This is a genomic window from Bacillus capparidis, assembly GCF_017832095.1.
GTDB classification, from domain to species: Bacteria; Bacillota; Bacilli; order Bacillales; family Bacillaceae; genus Bacillus; species Bacillus gobiensis.
This window is the reverse complement of the sequence record NZ_JAFDST010000003.1, coordinates 21928-46901: the sequence shown is the minus strand read 5'-3', so window position 1 is coordinate 46901 and position 24974 is coordinate 21928. Positions and strand designations below refer to the sequence as shown.

The following is a 24974-nucleotide window of genomic DNA, read 5'->3' as shown; positions in this document are numbered from 1 at the left end:
AGAATTTTAAGGGTATTAAGAGTATATTGTATGGGTTGTTTTATTAAAGCAATATAATAATTAGATAAATAAGACTATTTTGAAATTATCGACTTTACTCCATGATCTACTTCTGTTATTTTTGTTAGGTATGGGTAAAAATACCATCCACTCAAAAAATAGGAGATGGAGGAGAAATTTCTGATGGATTTATTGAAGAAAATGGTTGTTGTCGCTATGGCTTTAACGTTATTAGTCTCAGGATCGGCTAGCTCAATCTCTAATGCTAATGCCAAATCAACAGAGGAAAGTTCCCGCAGTGTTGAACAAATGAAATTTTGAACAAATGAATGGTACTGCTAGCAAAACAAAGGAAATAAAAAATCCCCAAAAGATTCAACACCTAACAGATATGTCTAAGAAAGCTATATCTAGCAAGCAAGTGATTTTAAATAATTCCGGTGCTGATTTAGTTTTTGACGATGCGAAATTCTTAGATATTAAAGAAAATAATGAGAAATACGCATCTGTCACAATCCCTATTGTAGGAGAACAATACAGTTTTATAAGTAATTTGACTTTTGTTTTTGATTCAGAAGACAACATTATAAGCTATTCAGAAACATTGATTACAAAAAGTGATAATAATAAGTTTGTTGTCACTACTTACTTCAATGGGAAATTAGTCCAAGAAAAAGTGACTGATATAGATTATATTAGTAACAGTAAACTTCAAAGAGAATTAAAATATATGCAAGATAAAGCTGGTGATGGTGTTCAAGCTCAAAAGAGTTTTAATGAAGTCGTTCTATGCATTTCTTTAGTCGCTTTAATAGATTTAACAGTAGCAAGATTAATTGCGGCAACTTGTATTGCGTCTTGCCCAGCTGTACCAGCAATTTGTGCTGCTTGCATTGGAGCAGTTGCAGTCGTAGGGGGGGCTAATATTCCTGCCATCATATCTTGTTTCAAATAACTTATAAAACTACTAAAGTTCAGAAGCGCAATGATAGTGTTAAAAGCATGCTGAAATGAACTCCCCCCCTCCTGTCAAGCAGACAGTGGAAATAATGATGAAATATCTTTCAACATGCGTTCTTTGTTCCTGCTTTGTTCCTTTTTAGGGTAGAAATGTTCCTTTTTTGATGCCGGTTTTGCGTATATGCAAGTAATCCACGAAAAGTAAGCGATTCCAATGTCGCGCGAACATACATACTATTTTGTATGTATGTTCGCAATTCCCGTCGGTTTGTTCCTTTGTTCCTCCTTTTTCTAAGAAAAGACTATATATAAAAAATATACATAGTACGTGTTACACATATAAAAGATTCCTCAAATAAACAAGGAACTAGGTGGTGTAGTTGGATCTCCGCCATCCATGAAATCAAAATCTCTTACGACTTCATAAGGAATGTCTTCTTTTTCATGACAATTCAAACAAACATAGCTGACGCTCTGCTTCTTGTTTAATGAGTTGATCTTTGTGTTGTTGTTTTTTCTCTTTTTCTTTCCTTTTTTGCGGTGCTTGGATACCGGTGAGATGAACAATCACCCTTTCTAAATAAGCTCTCGTTGTTGGACATAAGGATTGTGAAATCAGTGTCTTTATCGCTCTAATCACAGCCATTTACTCGAATCATAGATTGTGAGCTTTAAAGAAAATGAACTGTTATGAAAAAGTTGTTTTTTTTCCCTATGCGACAACAATACCTAGCTGCAATAATGTTGGGATTTACACATTATTCATCTCTGATGAGGTTAATTGCAGCTACCTTCTCATTTACCCACTCAATATACTCAACAAGCGAGCCATCCGGATGCCTTACAAACATGTTATAGCCAGTCGGAACTTCTTGAGGCTCCGAAAGGATAGTCGCTCCCTTCTTTACAAGTTCTTCTTTCCACTCATTGAGCGAATCAACAAGCAGTGCTAGCTTCATCTCTTTCACAGGCGCTATTGAACCTTCTGGGCCTGCAACCAGCAGAATCGAGCTCACTGTCGCTATCTCCATCCCAGCCTCGTGATACGAGAAGCGCAAATCGCTACGTTCCCCAAGCAATTGTTCATAAAAAGCAATGCTTTCCTCCAGCTGATTATTGCGTATAAAAACTGGGGTATATACTTTTAAAATGTTCATGTCTCTTCATCCTTTCTCACAATGAGATAAATCGTTACTTGTGTAAATCCCACCGGGGGCTCAAGAGTTTAACCCAAAGATACTACAAACTTCGTCAAGGCTGGTGAACCGCCTAGTGCTGAGCCGCATACTAGGGGTGAGAGGACGGGGGTAGCCGTTCTCTCCTACTCGATCAGACGATCAGAAATTTGGTGCCGAACCCTTTGCCTGCGTTCCGGGCAGCGGCCATCTTCTCTTTATCGGCGCCTTCGAGCACGACTACGTTTTCCGGGTAAAGCTTGCCGAGCAACGCCCATTCGAGAAGCGGATTGCCCGCGGTCGGGATCAGATGGGTGTCCTCTTCGTCCGTCACAAGCCCCTCTAGGCCAAGAATGTGCGACGGGTGATGCACACGGACCTGGAACGGGGATGTCGAATCGGAAGCCGCCGCCGGACGATACATAAATCGATGTCCGCGGAACGCTTGGCCGAGATCAACCACATAGACGTCGCCATTGATCTGCAGCCGGTACTGTACGACGACACGATTCGACTGGCCAACCGGCACGAGCTGCGCTTCCCTGATATCCGAAGTCACCGGGAGCGGAACCTCTGTAAGGGCATTCACTGAGTCCCCGCCCGCTACACGGCTGCGAGGGGCCGCATAATAATCGGGGAACTCATAATCGAAGGCGACGAGGCTCGGGTCCCCGTCCGCCGTCCCATCCGGCACCAACAGCACCGGATGCCAGCGGAGCAAGTAGCGGGGAGCGCTCGCCAGCTCAGCTCCGAGGCTTCCAGGCAGCACCGTGCCAAGACGGTACTGAAAGCCGTATCCGACCCTATCCAGCTCCGGACTCAGCACGCTTTGGGCATATTGCACGATAGTCTTGTGCGTCATCTTTTTGCCGAGCAGCTTGGCGAGAAACTCCGAACGTGACCGCTCGACGAACCGCAATCCTTTGCCATGACTCTCCTCGACCTCGATCGGCACTTCTTCCCAATTGTCGAAGGGGAGGAGCGCGTCCCGCAGCAGAATGATCTGGTGCAAGTATTCGTTGAACAGCTGCATGACTCCCGGCCCGCCCGCTGGTCCCATCAGCAAAGAGGAGACCTTGTGCGTCCATAGATGATTGTCACAGTGGCTTCTGAAGCTCAGGCTGCGGAGCGTGGAATTTCCGAATGCTTCGGCTGCCCGCTTTTGTGAATTGAATACCCGCGCCCAGCGGACCAAGCCCTCGCCTATCAGTTGCGCCTGCCGAGACAGCTCCTCCCCTGCCCGGTTATGCTGCGCCATCTCGCCGAGCGGCAAATCGGACTCCCGGCCGGTAATTGCGAGGTTTGCCTCCAGATTGGCGAGCAGCGCCTCAGCATCCGCCGCCCCGCCGAGCTGCACGAGTACGGCCTCCAGCAGTGCGTCCAACTCCCGTACGATATCCTGAGCGCGGTATACGCCGCTCGGGAGATTCCAGTCGTAGCGCTCGTTCGGCTGCTTGGTCACGACGGTTTGCCCGGCTGTCGGGCGTACGTCGAGCTGCTTTCCCCATACGATTTCCCGCTTCCCGATGGCAAGACGATAATTTTTCATATTCGTTGTCTCTCCTTTTATTTTATTATTTTAATTTCAATACTTTCATATATATCGAAATATAGAACAAAAAATCAGTCCAATTGAAATGATTCAATCGGCTACATATCGCTTCAGAATATTCTCTTGAATATGATAAAAATGAAAAGTTCCTTCTTTTCGCGACAATTCAAGCAACCCGCAGTCCGTTAATTGTTTAAGATGGTGAGAGAGAGTTGATCCTTTCGAAAGATTCAGATGCGCCCCAATTTCAGTACAGCTTAATTCCCTATGTTTGCTCAAAAGCTGCACAATCTTCAGCCGAGTCGGTTCACCTAACGCCTTATACACCTTCACAGCCTCTTTTACAGAAAGAGTTTCTTCTGACATTAAGTTGCCTCCTTTTATAATTCTATATTTATAGAAATATTAATCTATAGGGAAGGAAATGTCAATTTCCGAAATTTGAGTCTCCTCAATACCTTTTTTCTACCTGCTCTCATCGTCCTCTAATCTGGAAATAACGCTTATTTTATCCTCCTCTGTCCTCTTAATAAACAAAAAGGGAATCAAAAATCGATTCCCTTTCTTACTCTTTTGCTCCGCAGAAATTACCAAATTCTATTTCTTAAGCTTCTTCAAATGTTTCTTCGTTGAATCCTAATGTTTCTGCCGAATTCTCCATCATTTCATCACAAATAATTTAGATCGTTGTAGAAACCTGTAACTTCTAGGCTTCCTTAAACATTTAATCATCTGTCTAATACAAATTAATATTTGATCAAGGGTTAGACTAAATTCCTTGGAATCTTCTCAAGAAGATTTAAGTTTGGTTTTTATAAGAAAGTTTGCATCTTCTGACTTTCGTAAGCGAAATAAGAACTTTTAATAATCTTTAAAGATTCCCACTTCATAACGATGTTAGCCTCTTTAATTGCTTTGCCTTTTCTTTCGTTCGTTAATTATAGTTGGTATAATTAAAAATAAAGCGTATGCAAAAGTCATCCAAGCTGTAAAAGCAATAACCTGCGAATCATCCAGTTTTGGGAAAATAACATGGTGGTTAGATATAGAGAATGTATCTAATGTTAAGCCAACAATAGTACCAATTAAGCCAAACTTAAGTGCTGCGTTCTCAGATTTATCAAATATTAAGCAAACATATGTAACACCTGACAACAAGATTCCCGTTCCAATTAATAAGAATACAATACTAATAGTAAATCCACTGGTACCAGGACTATAGAGAACACGCTCTCCAATAAGTACGAAAAATATTGTTGCAAAAAACCAGACAATGACACCCCATAATGCTGTATACAAATAATTTTTCATTAGCTCTTATCCTCATTTAGCAGTTTACTAAGTCCTATAAGTAACTGTTCGAGTTCTTCATAAGTTTTTTCTACTGAAAACTCTTTCGATAATAAAGCCTGTAAAGCCAGACCATCCACAATTGCATTTAAAAATACTCCCCATGTTCCTAGTGAAACACCTTCTATAGGTGATTCAGACCATAGTTTCGATAAATGATCCGTTAGAGCATTATTTTCTTTTATCATAATATCTTCAAGCTGCTCTCTTATTTTTTCATTATTAAAACCTGACACTATTAACATTAAGAACAATTTATGAAAAAATGAATCATAAGAACAACGGCTTTTTGCTGACTCTATTGCCTTTCTTATAAGATTTTCGTTACATTGTGATACTTCATTCCAAGAATGATTACAAATATCATTTACGATATCTGCAAACAATTGTTCTTTTGTTCGGAAATGATAATAAATAGTACCTTGTGTCACTCCTGCCATTTCTGCAACTGCCCTCAAAGTAAACTTTTCAATTCCTTTCTCAACTAAACACTCCTTTGCAAATTGAATTAAATCATTTTTATTAACAACATTTGGCTTCGCCATTTTTTCACCACCGATTTAGTTATTCAACTAACTAACTTCATTCTTTTAAAATTTTACCACTTGCTCCATTAAAAAGCTACGAATATATTTCAACGTTTCACTAGCGAATAAATGCTATTTCTTTATTTTCAAACAGCGTCGTTTAATCAAAACGTTAGACAAACCTATGTTTTACGGCAAATTAAAAAAATCCATTTTGAAAAAAATTGATCAAAATGGATTAGATTTAAGTAGTTTGATCATTTTCCTGTGTAGCCAGCATCCAATTGAGAAACAAAAATTGTGCCAAAAAAACCTTGAATGGACATAACATAGAGACGGGATGACCCAACTTGACCAGGCTAGGCACTAACCAAACACCATCCTTCCTTCAAGAAAGTACCTTGCCGGGGAAAACACGCATCACGCTGTTGAATTGCTCCGGCCTCTGCAGCGGCGCGAAATGGCTCACTCCAAGCAGGAGGATCAATTCCCGCGAATGCTACTAGTAAGATATTCGGCATGTTCTCATCATGCTCGCTTTGTACGATTGCGACGGGCACCTGGTAATCAGCCAAATCACGCTGAGAATAGTTGGGTTGTGTCCTCATCATCTGGCCGACAGCTTCGGCAAATGCCTTTAATTGGTTCGGCGTGGCCGACAGATAGGCATAGTCCTTGGCGTGCCGGTCCAAACACCTGTCGAGGGTACTACTCTGCCCTTCGCACAAATAAAAAGACGACTTTTTGTCGTCTTCAATATTTGTTGCTATTGATTAATCATTTTCATTAGCTAATTCTCTTATATATGAAATTTAAGTTTGAGATACCTACATACACTTAGTATCAAGTATATAAGTTGTAGAGTTGGTTTTTGTTATTTACGTTTTATAATATAAACAGCAGTAATCGCTAAGTAGATTATTAAGGTAATAAAGGTAATGATTATTTTTGTTGTGATAATAACACCGGCCAATATTAATAATAAGGAAATAATAGCTATAAGTGTAGTTATTGGGAATTTTCTTTTTTCAATACTATTTTGCTGCATACATGATTTAAAATGAGCCGAAGCAATGATTAACCAAATGAAAAGGACGGTATAACCTAATGAACCCATTAAATAATTAAACGTATTTTCTCCTGCAATAATAGAAATTAGTACACCGATATATAACGAAGAAGTACATAGTAAAATTGCATAAGTTGGTACTTTTTTTATAGATAACTTACTGAATATCTTTGCAATACTGCCATCTATTGCTTGTGTGTAAATAACTCGAGACGATGCATACAATCCAGAATTCATGGATGAAACTAGTGCTAATAAAATAACACCATTCATGATATCAGCAGCGTAAGGAATACCTAACAAATCAAAGACAGTAACAAAAGGGCTTTCTGTTGCATTATTTACCTGATTCCAAGGAATAAGGCTGACAATGATGAAGAATGGCAGTAGATAGAAAGCAACGATACGTGTTAATGTACCACGAGTAGCTTTTGGTATAACCTTTTCGGGGTTTTTCGTTTCTCCTAATGTAACCCCAATTAGCTCTGTCCCACCATAAGAATAAATAACGACTAACATCGCAATAACTAAACCGTCTATTCCATTAGGAAAAAAACCACCATGTCTTGTTAAATTAGATAAACCAACCGCTTGATGGTTACTAGTAGTCACAAACATTAAAAATAAACCTGCCATAATAAAAATAATAATTACACTGATTTTAAGAAAAGCAAGCCAATACTCTGTTTCTGCAAATATTTTTACTGATAATAAATTTACAATAGTCACTGCAATCGAAATAATTAAAGCCAGTGCCCAAATAGGATACTGTGGAAACCAATATTGTAAAAACATAGCAGAAACTATAGCTTCTGCAGCAATGTTTAATACCCACATTTTCCAATAAATCCAGTCTAAGAAATAAGCTGGGTACGAGCCAATGGCGGGTTCGATAAGATCATGAAACGTTCTTGCTTGCTTATTCTTAATCGTCATATCAGCTAGTCCTTGCATAATGAACAGTAAGATCATACCTCCTATAAGATAAGCAATTAATACAGCTGGACCAGCCATGTCGACTGCTACACTACTTCCTTTAAATAAACCTGCTCCGATTGCACCGCCTAACGCCATCATCATAATATGCCGTGTTGTCATTGAACGTTTTAATGATATACTTTCTTTTTTACTCAATTTTTTCTCCCTCCATAAAAAAAACTCATCGTCTCTTGTCTTATATAAATATATAAGACAAGAGACGATGAGTTTTGACTACCGCGGTACCACTCTTATTAATTCTAACATGAGAATTCTGCTTTGCTAGTACATGTAATTATACTAATACCTTGTAACGAAGGTCAATCGTTAAATTAGTAAAAGATAAGGAAAACAACCAATTTTATGTATCTTTTACTAATTTACCACTCCTGGACAAGTTCAAAGTGTCATTGGACTACGTTTCACCACCCCGCAGCTCTCTATACCTAATGAATCAATCTTTTACTACTTCCACTCAACGCGTATTAATTATTATATTAAGAGTATAAGTAACCTCTTTAGGCTTGTCAATATAAAATTGATAGATAAAGTGCGAGACGTTTCTGTAGCTTTGAAATAAAGATTGATTAAAAACACCTCACAAACCCATATTTTTCGTTAAATTAAAGGAATCCATTTTGAAAAAAGATTGATCAAAATGGATTCTTCTCCAAGAGATTTCAATTTGGTTTTTATAAAAAAGTTCGATCTTTTTCTGTTTTATACTGTTCTATTAAAGCGCCTTTTTGTTTAATAATGATTGACACCTGTTGGGCCGATATATAAGTGATCATCATCTTATATAGGGGTACCATCAGGAAAATGCGGATTTACAACGATAAGGAAATTCCTATACCAAAAATCCCAACTTCTCCGTAAATTTATAGAGAAATTGGGCTTTTCCATTACTTCATTAAAGCGCCCGATCGTGGAAATTATTATTCAATATAGCTATTAAGAAAGAAAATATAAAAAACCCCCTTTAGATAATCATATCTAAAGGGGTAAAACATCGCGACTTTATTTTAAATCTACAATACCTCATAACGGTTATCCAATACTTCCCTCTTACTCCACCGTAACACTCTTAGCCAAATTCCGCGGCTTATCAACATCACAACCGCGATGAAGCGATGCATAATAAGCAATCAGCTGTAAAGGAACAACGGACGCCAGAGCGGATAGAGCCGGATGAGCAGCAGGAAGTACAAATTGGTCATCTGCTTCTTCTAAGCCTTTCAGCGAGATGATGCATGGGTTTGCTCCACGTGCTGCAACCTCTTTAACGTTTCCGCGGATACTAAGGTTCACATGCTCTTGCGTTGCTAGGGCGAATACAGGTGTACCATCCTCAATCAACGCGATTGTGCCGTGCTTTAGTTCTCCGCCAGCAAAGCCTTCTGCCTGAATATAAGAGATTTCTTTCAGCTTCAGCGCACCTTCTAAGCAGACGTAGTAATCGAGTCCGCGGCCGATGAAGAAGGCGTTGCGGGTAACAGTTAGGTAGTCGCGCGCGATCATTTCCATTTCGTCTTTTTGGTCGCAGAGGGCTTCCATCGCGTTGGCGACGATGCCAAGCTCATGAGCTAGGTCAAAGCTCAGTTCCTTATCCCGCTTTCCGGCTGCGATCGCAGCTAGAATTCCGAGTACTGCGATTTGGGCTGTGTAGGCTTTCGTTGATGCGACGGCGATTTCAGGGCCTGCGTGCAGAAGCAGGGTGTAGTCGGCTTCGCGGGACAACGTAGAGCCTGGTACGTTCGTGATTGTTAATGCTTTATGGCCGAGCTTATTGGTCTGTACCAAGACGGAACGGCTGTCCGCTGTCTCTCCGCTTTGAGAAAGGAATATAAACAACGGTTTTTCTGAAAGCAATGGCATGTTGTAGGAGAACTCACTTGATACGTAAACCTCTGTCGGCACGCCTGCCCACGTTTCAAGGAATTGCTTTCCGACAAGTCCTGCGTGGTAGCTTGTTCCGCATGCGACGATGTAAATGCGGTCCGCCTCTGCGACAGCATCGGCGACGTCGCCAGGAACGTCAAGCTTGCCGTTTTCATCCTGGTACGTTTGTACAATCTTTCTGATGACGAGCGGCTGCTCATCGATTTCCTTCAACATGTAGTGAGGGTACGTGCCTTTTTCAATGTCGCCGGCGTCAAGCTCAGCGATGTATGAGGCACGAGTCATGACGTCGCCGGAAAGGTTTTTAATGACAACCTTTTTGTCGGTAACGATGACCATTTCTTTATCCATTAATTCCACATACTCATTAGTTACTTGAAGCATGGCCATTGCATCGGATGCGACAACGTTAAATGTGTCTCCAAGGCCGACGAGCAGCGGACTTTTGTTTTTTGCGACGTAGATGGTTTCTTTGTTTTCAGCATCAAAGAGGGCAATAGCGTAAGAGCCTTTTAAAAGTCCCAGCGTTTTGCGGAACGCTTCTTCGACTTCAAGGCCGCTTTCGACGAATTGCTCGATGACCTGAACGACCACCTCTGTATCTGTATCACTTTTTAATGTGACGTCTTGTAAATAATCACGGGTCAGTTGAACATAGTTCTCGATGACACCGTTATGAACCAGCGTGAACCGGCCTGAAGCGCTTTGATGAGGGTGAGCGTTCAAATGGCTTGGCTCCCCGTGGGTTGCCCAGCGGGTATGTCCGATTCCAATTGTAGAAGCTACTTTGCCATCAACAACCTCGCGCAAATCAGCAATACGGCCTTTTTCTTTGAAAACATGGACGCCTTCATCGTTCATGATGGCAATCCCTGCAGAATCATAGCCTCTGTATTCTAACTTTTCTAGGCCTTTAAGCAAAATTTCCTTTGTATCACGCTGTCCAATATATCCTACAATACCACACATATGTTTTCTTCCTCCAAGTCCTGAGAAGGGGAGAAGAAAATCCTTTTTTGGAAGGGACTTTTCTTCGTCCCCTCCTACATGTTTTTTTATTTGTAGTCAGATCATGCAATTTCCCTTTGTTCAAAGAGTCGCCTCTTTGGTTTAAAGAAATTCTTTTCGGCTGTGATCTGAAATCAGCCGGGAGGCATCCGCCGAATACTTCGATAAACCTCCATCCTCGTCAACTAAGCTCTTGTCCGTCTGCTTAGTTCGGGCGCTATAATTATGAAATTACCTTACTCCCCTCCTTACTTCCAAATATAGAGACAAGACAAATTGATTTTACTACAGGGGAAAATGCACGTCAATCAAAGATGTATGAAAATGATTGGCTATGGAGGCTCTTCCGCGGCTATTGCACAAGGGCGAATCCGCCGCAGAGCGCCAAAGCCAACCAATTACTCACCTTAGTATCTTAAAACCGCATTCCCTACATATTATGTAAAATCTTCTTGCCCGGTACTCGTTTTTCATAAATTGGTCGTATGTCAAACAAAAATAGTTACACTTTAGTTATTATTCTGCACCCATTTCTTTTTTAACCACATTGACAATACGGTGGACATATTTCTCGCACAGCTCTTTTGTCCGGGCTTCAGCCATCACGCGGACAAGAGGTTCTGTACCTGATGGACGTACCAAAATTCTGCCGTCACCATTCATTTCAGCTTCTACCTCTCCAATGACAGCTTTCACTTTTTCATTTTCTTCGACCTTGTATTTATCAGTTACTTTGACATTGACTAACAGCTGAGGGAACTTCCGCATTTCAGCAGCAAGCTCTGACAATGGCTTTCCAGACAGCTTCATTGCGTTTAGGAGCATAATTGCCGATAACAATCCATCTCCAGTCGTATTGTTGTCCAGGAAGATGATGTGTCCTGACTGTTCGCCCCCGAGACTGTATCCTTGTTTTTTCATTGCTTCTACGACATAGCGGTCGCCAACCGCGGTTTGAACACTTTTAATCCCCTCGGCTTCAAGGCCCTTATAAAAGCCGAGATTGCTCATTACCGTACTGACAATCGTATCTTCTTTTAAACGTCCCTCTTGCTTTAAATATTTTGCGCAAATGAACATAATTTGGTCGCCATCGATAATATTTCCTTTTTCATCAACGGCAATTAACCGGTCGCCGTCACCGTCAAAAGCAAGACCGACATCGGCTTCTTTTTCGACGACAAAATCAGCCAGCGTTTCAGGATGAGTAGAGCCTACCCCGTCATTAATATTTAAGCCGTTCGGATTCGTGCCGATCGACGAAACATCCGCGTCTAAATCGGCATAAAGATGCGTGGCGAGTGATGTCGTTGCGCCGTTTGCACAATCAATCGCGATGTGAAGGCCGGTGAAATCGTCATCTGCCGTTTGTTTAAGGAATTGGAGGTATTTTTGTCCTCCTTCGAAATAGTCGTTGACAAGCCCTAGATCGGCTCCAACTGGCCGCGGCAAGGAATCCGTTTCCTGATCCATTAAATGCTCAATCTCAAGCTCTTGTTCATCCGAAAGCTTAAAACCGTCAGAACCAAAAAACTTGATACCGTTGTCTTGAACAGGGTTATGGGACGCTGAGATCATGACTCCTGCTTCAGCGTCCATTGCCTTTGTCAAATAAGAAACACCCGGTGTGGAAATAACGCCAAGACGCATGACCTCGGCACCGATGGAAAGAAGACCTGCTACCAAGGCTCCTTCCAGCATATGCCCTGAAATGCGAGTGTCACGTCCGATTAAAATTTTCGGCCGCTCTTTGTCCTTTGTCAGTACATAGCCGCCGAATCTACCAATTTTAAATGCGAGTTCGGGTGTAAGCTCGCTGTTGGCGACACCCCTGACTCCATCTGTTCCAAAATACTTGCCCATTCTAACAATCGCTCCTTTTTTTACCGCTGATGATTAGGTATTTGAAGTATCGGGTTTTTCCGAATCTATATCCTGTTTTTTGTCCGGCTCTGTATTTGTTTTTGAATCTGGATTCGAACCATCATCTGTGTTTTTATTTGTTTCGTCTTTGTTTTCGTCTTTGTTTTCTTCTTCGTTTTCGGATTCTTTCGATGTAATCTTCACTTTTGCACGTTCCTTTGGCATGGTCCACGTAATGTTCTGCGGACCGTTCACTTCAATGTTCACGTCATGCTCGCCCTCGTTTAAGTTTGATACATCCACATAAAGTTCAATGTCAGAAGGCTGCAATTGATCAATCTCTTCTGTTGAGCCCTTTGCCAAGAGACTCAATTGGCTCGTGTCAGGATCCAAAAATTCTAGGTTCTGGTCATTTTTCAGCCCCACAGGCTTGATTGATACATTGTTCAGTTCTTTTTCCTTCTCTTTCTCAACTTTTACATTGAGTTTGACCTTGTCAGGAGATGCACTTTTCACTCCATCTGGAAGCGGGATGTCTACCTCTTGCACCGTATTATCTTTAATTTTGCTCAGGTCGAGGTCGACTCCATCAATAAATTCAATGGAATCAAGAACATCCTGGGGTCCGTAGATCGTTACTTCAGACGGATTTGTTTCAACGCTTGAAATACTGGTGCCTTCAGGAAGTTTCCCGGTACGATTGATCTTAAGCGGGACTTTTTTGCTCGGGCTGGTCACAGGGACAGTGATGTCGACAACAGCAGGCTCCACGTCAACAGGAAGAATATTTCCGTCACTGTCATAGACAGTCACTTTCGTTTGTTTTTCTAACGTCTTGTCTACTCCTTCCAGATCAACGCCTGCTTTAATTACTGAAATATTGTCGATCACTTCCTTGGCTCCAGTCACCTTCACGTTTTTTGGACTGACTATCGGTTGTTCAGGTGTATAGCCACCTGCCATCTTGTTTTGATTAAAGAAATCAACCTCGACCGGAAAATTCTCTGTCGTTTTTTCCTGGATCGTTACAGTAGTAACAGACGGATTAATCGATACGTCAAGATCTTCATTTACGTTTCTCGCTTTTAACACGACACGATGCGAGCCAGTGGACAAGCCTTCTAAATCTGCATAAATTTCAAAGTCTTTCGTTTGTCTTGCGGTAGTTACAGCACTCGTCGATCCCTTTAATGTGACATTCACAGTCTGCGGAACACCGGTTACCACCAGGTTTTCCTCATCAAAGTACGTATTGACTGGTATATTCGTAAGCGTTGCTTCTTCCGTTGTTGGCTGCTCTTCTTGGAACAATTGCTCGCCGGGTTTTTTAAAATCCGGCTGCTTCTCAATGCTGACAGATATAAATAGCATAATCGCAAGAAGCAGTGCAATAATTCTCACTGCCCACGGGGTATTCAAAAACTTATCCATTCTTTTTCCCCCTCCAGTTCCATAGGTTCGAAGAAGAATTTTTTTCCTTGCGAAATTCTGCCGAAAGCATTTCCTTTAGCGCTTCTTCCGAAATATCCCGATGAAGGTCGCTGTTTTTGGCCAAGGAAATCGCACCCGTTTCCTCAGAGACAATCACGGTAAGGCTGTCAGTTACTTCGCTTATGCCAATTCCCGCTCTATGCCTCGTTCCCAAGTCTTTCGAGATAAACGGGCTCTCCGACAATGGCAAATAACAAGCAGCTGCAGCCACCTCGTTCTTTTTAATAATTACAGCTCCGTCATGAAGCGGAGTATTCGGAATAAAAATATTAATGAGAAGCTCAGAGCTTACCTTCGCATCGAGTGGAATGCCGGTTTCTATGTAATCGCTCATCCCTGTCTCTCTTTCAATCGTCATTAAAGCGCCGATACGACGCTTTGCCATATATCTGACGGACTTTGTAATCGCATCAATGGTATGCTGCTGTTCCTCTTCTTCAGGAGCGGCACTCCTTGAGAAAAGCCGGCCGCGGCCGATCTGCTCGAGCGCTCTCCTCAGCTCCGGCTGGAAGATGATGATGATGGCTAAAACTCCCCATGTAATTGCCTGATCCATGATCCATTGCAGGGTGTTTAAGCCTAAATATTGACTGGCCATTCGAACGACGACAATGACAATAATCCCTTTTAAAAGCTGGACTGCTTTTGTGCCGCGAATGATAACCAACAATTTATATATCACATACCAAACAAGGAGAATATCAACGGCATTGCCGAGGTACTGAAAAAAAGGAATATCCTCAAGAGCCATGTCCTCGTCCTCCAAAAAAATTTTCACTTTTCTATATAAAACTTCGTCGCTTGCTTCTATTATGTGGCTATATTGCTTATATAACCACGTCATTATACCATAATTTCAAATCACAAGTGAAATGAACGCTGTAAGGCATAAAACAATAAAAAAACGGTTTAAAAGCTGGATTAGCTTATAAACCGTTTGAAGAAGCAAGGTTATTCAAATACACCTATCACATCGGAACCAATAGACTTGATCTTGTACCACAGCCATTCAAACATTTCATCAATGACTGTAATTTTGCCTGTTACCCGTCCGGCTGAAGCCGTGTACTGCTCACCATTTACGACAGTTACGCTGCCTTCCACCTTGCCTTCTATCCTGATGTTCCCATTTTTCACGACGACATCACCTTTGACCACTTCACCCTCAGGTACGATGACATTGTTATTTTCAACAATCAGATTCGACTGTCTGGATACGCTGAATGTCTGATCGTTTGACCAGCTGGAAAAAATGCTGGTTCCCATAAGTATCAGAAAAAAGGATGCAGCCACCACAAATGGGTGAGTTTGAAACCACCTTTGTACAGAAACCCTCCGTTTTTCTTTCGGAAGACGCTCCATGACGTTTGCAGTAAATCCTGCTGGAGCTTCTACATGAGAGGTACTCTGAACAAGGGCAATCGATTTTTCGAGTTCATAGAAATGCTGCTGGCAGCTCTTACATATAGACAAATGCTCTTTCAGTGTCCTCTCGTCTTCCGGGAGGATATCTCCATCCAGTTGTTCGTGCATAAGCAGAACAATGTGTTCGGGACAGTTCATTCAATCACCCCACTTATAAATCCCTAAGTTGTTTTCGTAAAGCCTCTCTGCCTCTGTGTATTCTTGTCTTCACCGTACCGACAGGAATATTCAAAATTTCGCTGATTTCAAGCAAAGAGAGCTCATCAATATACTTTAGAACGATCACCGCCCTGTACTTTTCCGGAAGCCTGAGGATTTTTTCCTGAATGGTTCCCTGCAGCTCCATGGAAATGACTTCCTCTTCAGGCAGCCTTCCTTCAGCTGCGATTTGGGAGTACATATTCAAACCATCCGTTCCTGCAACCTCAGCGTCCAAAAAATAATCAGGTTTCTTCTTACGAATACGGTCTATCGTCAGATTGGTTGCAATTCTGTAAAGCCAGCTTGAAAATTTCCGATTGATATCATAGCTTTCGATATTTACATAGGCTCTGATTAAGGCCTCTTGAGCAATATCTTCGGCTTCATGGGCGTTGCCGAGCATACGGTAACAAAGCTGATATATTTTGTCTTTATAAATATCAACAATGTCCGCATACGCATTGCGATCACCTTTTTTTACTTGTTTTATTCTTTTTTTGATCAATGTTTCCATAGTTTTTTTAACCTCTGCCTTCACCGATCTGTATGTATACGAATGACTTAGTCATAAGTTTCATTTTTTTATATAAATAAGTTTATCAAATTTTTGGCAGAGTTTTGCTGAAATTTACCTTAAAATTTCAGCTTTTCTATTATACGAAATTCAGTCTTTGAAATCGAGATACTTTTTTACCGTTATTGTGAATCCTTAATAATTAACCCAAGAGCCCTGGAAAAACCGACAGCTTGCTCCGGTGAAATAATGCACCCCGCTAAATTTTCAATCGAAACCATTAAATTTTCGAACGAGCATGTACTTAAATCGATCCCTTTCAACTTCGTTCCCGCAAAATTTGCCTGGTTCAGATCACATGCTTCAAAAGCCGCTTGCTTAAACTCCGATTCATAGAAATCCGCGTTGGCCAGCGAGCATGACTCATAACGCACGTGCTTCAGATTCGAAAAGCCGAACGATGCATACTTGGCATGGCATTCTTGAAATATCACGTTTCGCAGAGCGGCTTCTGAAAAATTAGTTCCTACCAGCTTGCAATTCTTCAACTCCACACGGTGCAATATCGCATGGCTGAAATCAACATTGGACAAGTCACAATGGTCAAATAATACATCGGTTAACTCTGCATATGGAAAGGCGGTCTCTGCAAATGAGGTGTTTTGAAAAACAACCTGTTCGAACGCCATTTTCTCCACATAGATGTTCGCAATTTCTGCATCTCTCATTTCGGCTTGATAGACATAGGATTCTTCATTTTCCAGATCGGCAGCCTTGAACCGATTGAAATCTGCGCGAATTTTCGGCTTGTCTATTTTCACTCTTTTCTTTTGGTTGTTTTGTGCCATCTTTATCTTATCCTTTCAACAAAGATAGGAAGTTTAATTTCAATTATATGAGATTTTCGAAAAGAATCATAAAATAATACAACCTTAGCTCATTTAACAGGCCAAGGTTGTATTAGTCTAATTATTTTCTTGGAATGATAGGAAGAACAATTGAAGAAGGATGCTCTTCATCATGCAAAATCGTTTGCTGGGCAGGTATGAGATCATTCTCTTCATCCTCACCAAAATCTTGTCCCGTATTCGGATTTCGATCCCAGCGCGGGAAATTGCTGCTGGTAATATCCACGCGGATGCGATGTCCCTTTTTAAAAAGATTGCTTGTAGACCATAGATCAATTTCATAGAGATAGGGTTTTCCAGGTTCGATCAAGCTTGGAGCTTCTCCCATTCCCCTATTCCGAAAACGGGCGCGAATGATACCATCCGTCAAATTAATAGCTGTGCCATCTGGATGGACATCTACTAATCGAGCGACAAAGTCGGTATCCGGAGCACTAGAAACCGCCCATAGCTTTACTTTTACCGGTCCGGTTACTTCTACAACTTGTTCTAATACGGGAGTCGTATAAACTAGCACATCCTCCCGGGATTCAATTTCCCTTTGATCAAATACACCGCCAGGAAAATCCGGCAGCATAAATATCGATCCTCCTTTCGTGGGTACTGGATTTATAGGATCATAGGTAAAATGATCGGGTTTTTCTTGAATAGGGGAAACCGTACTAAGAGTGCCGTCTCCCTGAAGAGTATTAGCACGTCCGCTGCTATGCAAATAGTATGTTGTATACTGGGTACGAGCCAGCGGCCATTCGTATTCATTACGCCAGACATTTTCACCCATTACAAACAATTTGATAGGGGCTTCGTTAGTAATACCAGTATCAATTCCTTTTAAAAAATGATCAAACCATCGCAAATGGATTCCGATCAAATCTATCGTTGTGGAATCAGCCGACTTTCCAAAATTGATTTCTCCAACTTGATGGCTATGATCTATATGCTGCCAAGGTCCAATGACTAATTTACTCTGGCGGGCTTCCGGACTGCCTCCGTTGTTACGCATTTGTACAAAATTATCAATCGTTCCCTGCAGGAAGATGTCATACCATCCAGCGATTTGGAGTGTAGGAACCGTAACGTGTTCATGTTTCCCCTTTAATAATAATGAATCAACATACTCTGGATCCACGTTTCTTTTAATGTGTTCAAGAATTGAAGGTGCCACTTTGTTTCTGGTAAAAGGAGCAAAATTTTTCAAAGGAAGTGATTTGATTTCTGTTTGTAGTTTTTCAATTTCTGATTGTAATTGATTTTCCGCGAGAGCTAATTCTTGCTGATCTGGATAAAGTCTTGGAAGCGTGTCTTCAAACATCCCTAATTGCCAATACGATAAAAAACCCAGCTCGAAAGCGCCCCCTCGGTACATATATCCGTCAAAAGGGTCACTCCAAGATAATGCAGGAGAAGCCGCCATTAAAGGATCCGGTTGTTGAAGCATCCCAGCCCATTGCGTAAAAGAGTAATACGATAGACCAAACATCCCTACTTTACCATTGCTATAAGGAAGGTTCGCAGCCCAATGGATGGTTTCATAACTATCGGAGGCTTCGTGGTTTGCAGTAAGAATAGGATCCCAATCTCCCTCTGAAGCAAAACGCCCTCTTGTATCTTGGATGATAACCACATACCCTTGCTGAACTGCACGTGGAATATCATTAAATATATAAAGTTCGTTGTCCTTTCCATAAGGCAAGCGAGTCAAAAGAACTGGCCAAGGACCTTTACTATTAGGACGGTATATATCAGCTCGCAACACCGTTCCATTTTTCATCTCAACTGGTATATTTACTTCTGTGATGATTTGATTTTCTAAATTAGTCATTTGATAAGCTCTCCTTTTACCAAAGTCTTCTTTTATCACAAAACATGCTGATTAATTTCAGCGTTCAGTTGTTCCAATTCCAAAGGATGCAAGAGCTAATACCTTTAGCGCAATTGGCCTAGACTGATTTTTTCTCAATCTCAACGTACATTTGATGGCACTTTCTCAATAGGAATTTGAACCTCCGCAATGTAAAAATCATGTTCTGGATGTAAAAACACTTCTCGACGAGGTTCATTTTCTTTGATTTGATATCCATTTTGCTCAATCCAAATCCCTAATTCAGCGCTGGCTGTGCAAGGGCTTGCAGGATGACAACGATGCAGCAGGGTTGCCGCCATCGGAGCCTCAGGCAGCTGCTGAACTTGAACTTCTGATTTCATTGATATTTGTTGCAGGGGATAGCAGACTTCTAAATCAACTTCCCCTTCACATTCTTCACAGCAATGCCAGAGGACAGTCTGAGGATATGAGGAAGAAAAGTTTTTCCCAAGATCACGATCCAGCTGTGCAAAAAGCTGAGGGATTTCTTGAATCGCTGCAGGTTTACGTAAAGAGGCGAAGTGTTGTGCTTCCAGCTTTTTTATAACAACCTCATGCTCCGCCTCAATACTCCCTTCTTTTTCAATTTGATACAGCCGCTCCTCAATCCGTTTTAAACGACCTAGTTCGTTTTCTAACAGAGTATGAATTTCGGCCTGTTTCAAACGGAACATCCCGCGAATTTGTTCGACTGGAATTTCTTCTTCTAATAACAGCCTGATTTGGTTTAGTGTAAACCCTAACTCTTTAAAAGCGAGAATACGATTTAATAGAAAAAGCTGATCAGCTGTATAGTATCGGTAGCCTGTATCAGAATCAATATAAGCCGGTTTTAACAGCTCAAGCTTGTCGTAATAACGAAGAGTTTTCACAGAAACCTGGCCAAGCTTGGAAAACTCACTGATTTTAAACATCGTTTCATCACCTTTCTTTGCAGCAGTCATTGCTTCTTATTTGGAATATACACCTTCCCGTACAGGGGAGAGTCAAGATGAATATAAACACATTTTAAATCGTAGAACGTGGAATTGTCTGTTTATAGATTCACGGATTAGCTTTCAGATAAAAAATGAACCGATTCTAGATGAAATGGCTCATTTTTTATCTGAAACTCGGAAGAATTTATAAACCACCTAATTCTGGGGCTTTTTTCTCTTAGCTTAAAATGGAGTCGGTTTCATTATAATAAGTACTTTTTCGCTTCTGTCGTCAGCTTGTTCAGTCACCCCTGGTACGGCTAATCTATATCGACAGTCTAAACCGCTAGAGGTTGATATGATCTTGCCCGAAAGCTTTTCTCTGAATCAAAAACAGGTGATTAAGGTCAATCTGACACAAGGCGGGGAAAAAGTAGATGCCGCTGATATTCAGTTTGAAATCTGGAAAAAGGATAGCAAGGATAATCCAGATGTAATAAATGCACGGAATGACGAGGAAGGACGTTTGCAGAAATAACATTTACCGAAGATGGCTTGTGAAAGCGGAGGTCCGCGCTCGGGATTCACATGTAATGCATACTAAACAAGTGATTGCCGGAAAGCTTTCCGAAGAGGAAATAAAATCACTGCAGCCAAAATCCGAACAACATCATGGCGAGCATAGCCATCATTAATTCTATCTTTAAATTCAACCATAGTTCATTGATTAATCTAAATAACCTAAATTTGAGAGAGCTATTAAATAATCATGAAACTTTTTCGAAAAATCGACTTATTGGAGAGCCCCAAAAAGACGCAAGTGAGTCTTAAAAATGTCCTTCATTTCTGTTCTGAAGGACAAAAGGTGCAAGTGAACCCAAGAAATGGCCTTCATCTGCGTTGTGAAGAACAAAATGACGCAAGAAAGCCAAAGATATGTCCTTAATCCGGGTGCTGAAGGACAAGAAAGACGCAAATGAGCCTTAAAAATGTCCTTCATCTCTGTTCTGAAGGACAAAATGGCGCAATAAGTCCATAGAAAATCAATTTTCACACCCATAATGTATATCACTCCGTAACTCTTCGTTAAACTTCATTTTCTATTAGAAAATCCGCGTGCCTACTTTCACCTTCACAATGGAAATCGTGATCTTAATTTCTCCGACAATCTCTCTTTAACTCGAAACATTCCTTTCCCCATTTTTATAAATAAATAGTAATGATAGAGCCCCTTTCACTCAAACGGTGGACAAACATCCTTACAAATTTAGACATGTCTTCATAATCTATCAGGTAACCTTTTAAAAGGAGGATAATTTATGTTTGGCTACTCTATGGTTCAAATGGTGCGAGCAAATGCCACTAAGCTGGATCGGCCCTTGCGGGAAAACGTATTGCAGCTTTACAGGCCACTTAAATGGACTCCTTGTTTCATGCATCGCCAATTTGAATATAGACTTTTACAATCGAAAAAAATTTCAGTCCTCATTGAATTTGAAAAAGACTGCCATAAAAACGGCTATCATACTATTAGTACAATTGTCGGCAGTCAAAAAGGCAATATGTTAAGACATAATTTTACACGCACCGGCTTCTGCAGTGCGGATTTGACTCCTCTAACTTTACAAAAGCTTCTTACAAACTGTCACGATATTCGAAAAATCTATTTAAATCGAAAAGTCAACACATTACTGGATGTAGGTGTTCAATCAAGCCATGCGAAGAAAGTCGTTCGAAATAATCAAACGTTAACAGGAAAAGGCGTAACGATCGCCGTTATCGATACCGGCATTCATCCGCATGCCGATTTAAAAGGAAGAATCAGGGGTTTTGTTGATTTTATCAGTCATAAAAAAGAGCCGTACGACGATAACGGGCATGGGACACATTGTGCCGGTGATGTTGCAGGAAACGGCGAGTCATCCTCAGGACAATATAAAGGACCTGCTCCTGAAGCGGATCTAATAGGCGTTAAAGTATTAAATAAAATGGGTTCCGGTTCACTGGAGACAATTATTCAAGGAATAGAATGGTGTATGGAATTTAATGAACAATACCCTGACGATCCAATTGATATTATTAGTATGTCTTTAGGTTCAGAAGCCCTCAACTATGAAAATGAACAAGAGGATCCAATGGTTAAAGCCGTTGAAGAAGCTTGGAATTCGGGAATCACCGTTTGTGTAGCGGCGGGAAACTCCGGTCCCGAACCAAAAACGATCAGCAGCCCGGGAATCAGCGGAAAAGTAATCACGGTCGGAGCCTTTGATGACAGGGACACTGAGGGGGCAGGCGATGATGGCGTTGCATCGTTTTCAAGCCGCGGCCCAACGATTTATGGAAAAAACAAACCCGATATTTTAGCTCCCGGCGTCAACATCATCTCGCTTCGCTCCCCTAATTCCTATTTAGATAAATTGCAAAAATCAGCCCGTGTTGGGACAGCCTATATGACGATGTCTGGAACATCCATGGCTACCCCGATTTGCGCAGGAATCGCAGCGCTCATTCTTCAACAAAAGCCGGATGCTGGTCCGAATGAAGTGAAAAGGCTTCTTATCGAAGGCGCAGCTCTCCCAGAGGGAATAGCAGATCCAAATGTATTTGGTGCAGGGTTTACTCATGCAGAGAACTCAATTCCTGCTGATTGATAGCAATATTATGGTAGAAAAAAACTCTGGCAGGAATAATTCCTGCCAGAGTTTTTTATTACATATACTGGGCTAGCTGGATTCGAACCAACGAATGACGGAGTCAAAGTCCGTTGCCTTACCGCTTGGCTATAGCCCAATGATGGTGGAGGGGGACGGATTCGAACCGCCGAACCCTGAGGGAGCGGATTTACAGTCCGCCGCGTTTAGCCACTTCGCTACCCCTCCATATTAAGGTCTTTAGCTATGCCGGCAAGAAAAATAATAGATCTTGCTGTAGTATTCAACTTGGGCTCGCCGTCCCAAATTTGGTACTTACAAATCAAACACAGCTTTTATAAGATAACACAAAACCTAAAGATTATTCAACTAAGATGGTGGAGGATGACGGGCTCGAACCGCCGACCCTCTGCTTGTAAGGCAGATGCTCTCCCAGCTGAGCTAATCCTCCAAAGAAATTCTTAGCGTTCCACAGTATGGTGACCCGTACGGGATTCGAACCCGTGTTACCGCCGTGAAAGGGCGGTGTCTTAACCGCTTGACCAACGGGCCATCGTTCGTGTTCTGTCGAATCTGACAAAAACCATTATAAACAGGTTTCTACTAGTTTGTAAAGAGAAAATTTATCATTTTATGATAAAAAAACAAAAAAACTTTCCCCATCATTGTAAAATGATAAAAACCCTGTTTCTATGCTGAACATAGCGATAATAGAACTCAAATTGAAATAAAATTTCAGAAAATACAAATAATTATTGAAATTTCATTTGAGTCTTCATATACTGAAAATACGAACAACTTAATCTGGTTGCAATTTGGGAGGATCCATATTAATGAAGGAAAACGATTTGCATTCTTTAACGACCGAATTACGTAATGATCGTTCAAGAAACATGAATCACTCCGATACGATGGAGATTTTGACAGTAATCAACAACGAAGACATGAAGGTCGCGGCAGCCGTTCAGAAGGTTCTTCCTGATGTAAAAAAAGCGGTTGATTTTGCAGTCGCATCACTTAAAAACGGCGGAAGGTTACTCTATATCGGTGCTGGTACGAGCGGACGTCTCGGTGTGTTAGACGCAGTAGAATGCCCTCCTACATTCAGCACCTCTTTTGAATCGGTTGTTGGAATTATCGCAGGAGGAGAAAAAGCATTTGTAAAAGCAGTGGAAGGTGCAGAGGACAAAGAAGAATTTGGTCAAGAAGACCTTATCAATATCAAGTTAAATAAAAAGGATACTGTCATCGGAATTGCAGCAAGCGGCCGAACCCCTTATGTTATCGGCGCGTTAAAATACGCCCGAAAAATCGGCGCCAAAACTGTCGCTCTTGCGAATAATAGCAACTCTTTAATTGGAAATGAGGCAGATCACCGCATTGAAGCAATCGTTGGTCCTGAAGTATTGACAGGATCAACAAGAATGAAGGCAGCAACCGCACAAAAAATGATTTTAAATATGATTTCCACCACAACAATGATCTGCTTGGGAAAGGTTTATGAAAATTTAATGGTCGATGTAAAAGTGAGCAATTACAAATTAAAGGAACGGGCAATTGGAATCATCAGTACCGTTACAGGCGCCAGTTACGAAACAGCAAAGGTAACCTTGGAAAAAGCAGATCTTCAAGTAAAACCCGCAATTGTAATGCTAAAAACCAACACGTCCTATGATGTCGCTAAAGAACTTCTCGCTATAACCGATGGATTTATTGAAAAAGCAATCACTTTACATGAACGAGGAGAATAACCAATGACAACCGGCGGACTAAAAATGATTCAACAGATGATGAGCAAGCTTCCTCAATCTGAAAGGAAGCTTGCCGCCTATATTTTAAAAAACCCGAGGGAGGTGATCAACAGCACTGTTCAGGAGGTCAGCTCCTCTGCTGAGACAAGCGGCGCCGCAGTGATTCGTCTCTGTAAATCTCTTGGACTGAATGGCTTTCAGGATTTGAAAATCAGAATTGCCGGCGACTTAAATAAACCTGCAGAACAGGGCTACAGAGATATTGAACCATCTGAATCACTCTATTCAATTGTAGAAAAAACGACGAGCAACAGTATCCAAGCGATTCGCGACACGGCAGAAATCGTTAACCACATCGAGATAAAACGAGCCATCGATCTTATTATCAATGCCAGCTATATTCATTTCTGCGGCATCGGCGCGTCCCACATTGTCGCGACAGATGCCCAACAAAAATTGTTGCGCATCAATAAACATGCAACTGCATTTACCGACATGCACCTTGCCGCAACACTCATTGCCAATGGCAATCCTAATGATGTAGTTTTCGGAATTTCTTTTTCCGGGGAAACACGGGAAACGATAGATATTCTAAGGCTGGCCAGAGAAAAGGGAGTAAACACAATCGGTTTGACATCTTTTGGACAAAATACTGTTTCTTCTCTATGCGACGTTTCACTTTATACCTCTCATTCTAATGAGGCACTGTTTCGAAGTGCCGCAACCTCTTCCCGTCTGGCACAGCTTTATATAATTGATATTTTATTTCTGGGAATTGCCGCAAAGCAGTATGACAAAACCATTCAGTATATTGACCGAACGAGAGACGCGATCAAATTTTTAGAGAAAAAGTGAATAAAGGGGGCTT

General features: G+C 41.4%; 23 protein-coding genes, 4 tRNA genes, 1 pseudogene and 1 other annotated feature. Of the genes and pseudogenes, 7 read left to right on the top strand and 21 right to left on the bottom strand.

Features of this window, described 5'->3' with window-relative positions; genetic code table 11:
- Positions 1 to 183 precede the first annotated feature (183 nt).
- Both JOC74_RS13790 and JOC74_RS23570 read left to right on the top strand, forming a co-directional pair.
- A complete protein-coding gene (locus JOC74_RS13790; protein WP_211086185.1) occupies positions 184 to 321 on the top strand; it encodes a hypothetical protein in 138 nt (45 codons plus the stop codon).
- A gap of 4 nt (positions 322 to 325) precedes the next feature.
- Complete coding sequence (locus JOC74_RS23570; RefSeq protein WP_225970276.1) at positions 326 to 955, top strand: hypothetical protein; 630 nt, start codon at positions 326 to 328, stop codon at positions 953 to 955.
- 447 nt (positions 956 to 1402) lie between these two features.
- Here the strand turns inward: JOC74_RS23570 and JOC74_RS13780 are convergent.
- From JOC74_RS13780 to glmS, 9 genes and pseudogenes are all read right to left on the bottom strand, one after another.
- A pseudogene (locus tag JOC74_RS13780) lies at positions 1403 to 1570 on the bottom strand (IS91 family transposase); the annotation flags it as partial.
- A gap of 148 nt (positions 1571 to 1718) precedes the next feature.
- Positions 1719 to 2117, bottom strand: a complete 399-nt coding sequence (locus tag JOC74_RS13775; protein WP_053605258.1) for a VOC family protein — start codon at positions 2115 to 2117, stop codon at positions 1719 to 1721.
- Positions 2118 to 2289: 172 nt separating this feature from the next.
- Positions 2290 to 3684, bottom strand: coding sequence for a hypothetical protein (locus JOC74_RS13770; RefSeq protein WP_053605257.1), 1395 nt, complete (start codon positions 3682 to 3684; stop codon positions 2290 to 2292).
- Positions 3685 to 3777: 93 nt separating this feature from the next.
- A complete protein-coding gene (locus tag JOC74_RS13765) occupies positions 3778 to 4053 on the bottom strand; it encodes an ArsR/SmtB family transcription factor (protein WP_053605256.1) in 276 nt (91 codons plus the stop codon).
- Between the two features lie 540 nt (positions 4054 to 4593).
- A complete protein-coding gene (locus JOC74_RS13760) occupies positions 4594 to 4998 on the bottom strand; it encodes a DUF5367 family protein (protein ID WP_053605255.1) in 405 nt (134 codons plus the stop codon).
- Positions 4998 to 5582, bottom strand: coding sequence for a TetR/AcrR family transcriptional regulator (locus tag JOC74_RS13755; protein ID WP_053605254.1), 585 nt, complete (start codon positions 5580 to 5582; stop codon positions 4998 to 5000). The genes JOC74_RS13760 and JOC74_RS13755 overlap by 1 nt, the downstream gene beginning before the upstream one ends.
- Positions 5583 to 5923: 341 nt before the next feature.
- The gene (locus JOC74_RS13750; RefSeq protein ID WP_211086183.1) at positions 5924 to 6175 is read right to left on the bottom strand and encodes a hypothetical protein; all 252 of its coding nucleotides are present in this window, start codon (positions 6173 to 6175) and stop codon (positions 5924 to 5926) included.
- A 263-nt stretch (positions 6176 to 6438) separates the two neighbouring features.
- Positions 6439 to 7731: an amino acid permease gene (locus tag JOC74_RS13745; RefSeq protein WP_211086214.1), complete on the bottom strand. Its 1293-nt coding sequence runs from the start codon at positions 7729 to 7731 to the stop codon at positions 6439 to 6441.
- A gap of 93 nt (positions 7732 to 7824) precedes the next feature.
- Positions 7825 to 8099: a binding site (T-box leader), on the bottom strand.
- A gap of 580 nt (positions 8100 to 8679) precedes the next feature.
- A complete protein-coding gene (gene glmS, locus JOC74_RS13740) occupies positions 8680 to 10482 on the bottom strand; it encodes a glutamine--fructose-6-phosphate transaminase (isomerizing) (protein ID WP_053605251.1) in 1803 nt (600 codons plus the stop codon).
- A gap of 315 nt (positions 10483 to 10797) precedes the next feature.
- Between glmS and JOC74_RS23955 the strand changes: the two genes are divergently transcribed.
- On the top strand, positions 10798 to 10932 hold the full coding sequence (locus JOC74_RS23955) for a hypothetical protein (RefSeq protein WP_280882382.1): 135 nt from the start codon (positions 10798 to 10800) through the stop codon (positions 10930 to 10932).
- 105 nt (positions 10933 to 11037) lie between these two features.
- Here JOC74_RS23955 and glmM read toward each other — a convergent pair whose 3' ends face one another.
- From glmM to JOC74_RS13700, 8 genes are all read right to left on the bottom strand, one after another.
- The gene (gene glmM / locus JOC74_RS13735) at positions 11038 to 12384 is read right to left on the bottom strand and encodes a phosphoglucosamine mutase (RefSeq protein WP_053605250.1); all 1347 of its coding nucleotides are present in this window, start codon (positions 12382 to 12384) and stop codon (positions 11038 to 11040) included.
- Positions 12385 to 12417: 33 nt separating this feature from the next.
- Positions 12418 to 13815: a CdaR family protein gene (locus JOC74_RS13730; protein WP_053605249.1), complete on the bottom strand. Its 1398-nt coding sequence runs from the start codon at positions 13813 to 13815 to the stop codon at positions 12418 to 12420.
- Positions 13808 to 14626: a diadenylate cyclase CdaA gene (cdaA, locus tag JOC74_RS13725; protein WP_053605248.1), complete on the bottom strand. Its 819-nt coding sequence runs from the start codon at positions 14624 to 14626 to the stop codon at positions 13808 to 13810. The genes JOC74_RS13730 and cdaA overlap by 8 nt, the downstream gene beginning before the upstream one ends.
- Positions 14627 to 14826: 200 nt before the next feature.
- Positions 14827 to 15438: an anti-sigma-W factor RsiW gene (gene rsiW, locus JOC74_RS13720; protein ID WP_053605247.1), complete on the bottom strand. Its 612-nt coding sequence runs from the start codon at positions 15436 to 15438 to the stop codon at positions 14827 to 14829.
- A gap of 13 nt (positions 15439 to 15451) precedes the next feature.
- Positions 15452 to 16015, bottom strand: a complete 564-nt coding sequence (gene sigW / locus JOC74_RS13715; RefSeq protein ID WP_053605246.1) for an RNA polymerase sigma factor SigW — start codon at positions 16013 to 16015, stop codon at positions 15452 to 15454.
- Between the two features lie 182 nt (positions 16016 to 16197).
- Complete coding sequence (locus JOC74_RS13710; protein WP_053605245.1) at positions 16198 to 16863, bottom strand: pentapeptide repeat-containing protein; 666 nt, start codon at positions 16861 to 16863, stop codon at positions 16198 to 16200.
- Between the two features lie 121 nt (positions 16864 to 16984).
- Positions 16985 to 18745, bottom strand: coding sequence for a CocE/NonD family hydrolase (locus JOC74_RS13705; protein WP_211086182.1), 1761 nt, complete (start codon positions 18743 to 18745; stop codon positions 16985 to 16987).
- A 140-nt stretch (positions 18746 to 18885) separates the two neighbouring features.
- Positions 18886 to 19701 (bottom strand): MerR family transcriptional regulator, encoded by an 816-nt coding sequence (locus JOC74_RS13700; protein ID WP_053606176.1) that lies wholly within the window; start codon positions 19699 to 19701, stop codon positions 18886 to 18888.
- A 265-nt stretch (positions 19702 to 19966) separates the two neighbouring features.
- Between JOC74_RS13700 and JOC74_RS13695 the strand changes: the two genes are divergently transcribed.
- Together JOC74_RS13695 and JOC74_RS13690 are read left to right on the top strand one after the other, a co-directional pair.
- Positions 19967 to 20242 (top strand): FixH family protein, encoded by a 276-nt coding sequence (locus JOC74_RS13695; protein WP_312883830.1) that lies wholly within the window; start codon positions 19967 to 19969, stop codon positions 20240 to 20242.
- Between the two features lie 781 nt (positions 20243 to 21023).
- Complete coding sequence (locus JOC74_RS13690) at positions 21024 to 22355, top strand: S8 family peptidase (RefSeq protein WP_053605242.1); 1332 nt, start codon at positions 21024 to 21026, stop codon at positions 22353 to 22355.
- Between the two features lie 67 nt (positions 22356 to 22422).
- Here the strand turns inward: JOC74_RS13690 and JOC74_RS13685 are convergent.
- The 4 genes from JOC74_RS13685 to JOC74_RS13670 form a co-directional block, all read right to left on the bottom strand.
- Positions 22423 to 22494, bottom strand: a tRNA-Gln gene (locus JOC74_RS13685).
- A gap of 4 nt (positions 22495 to 22498) precedes the next feature.
- A tRNA-Tyr gene (locus tag JOC74_RS13680) sits at positions 22499 to 22583 on the bottom strand.
- 147 nt (positions 22584 to 22730) lie between these two features.
- Positions 22731 to 22806, bottom strand: a tRNA-Val gene (locus tag JOC74_RS13675).
- A 26-nt stretch (positions 22807 to 22832) separates the two neighbouring features.
- A tRNA-Glu gene (locus tag JOC74_RS13670) sits at positions 22833 to 22907 on the bottom strand.
- Positions 22908 to 23188: 281 nt separating this feature from the next.
- Here JOC74_RS13670 and murQ point away from each other — a divergent pair.
- Both murQ and JOC74_RS13660 read left to right on the top strand, forming a co-directional pair.
- Entirely contained in the window at positions 23189 to 24106 is a 918-nt protein-coding gene (murQ, locus tag JOC74_RS13665) for an N-acetylmuramic acid 6-phosphate etherase (protein WP_053605241.1), read from the top strand.
- A 3-nt stretch (positions 24107 to 24109) separates the two neighbouring features.
- On the top strand, positions 24110 to 24961 hold the full coding sequence (locus JOC74_RS13660; RefSeq protein ID WP_053605240.1) for a MurR/RpiR family transcriptional regulator: 852 nt from the start codon (positions 24110 to 24112) through the stop codon (positions 24959 to 24961).
- The last annotated feature ends 13 nt before the right edge of the window (positions 24962 to 24974 follow it).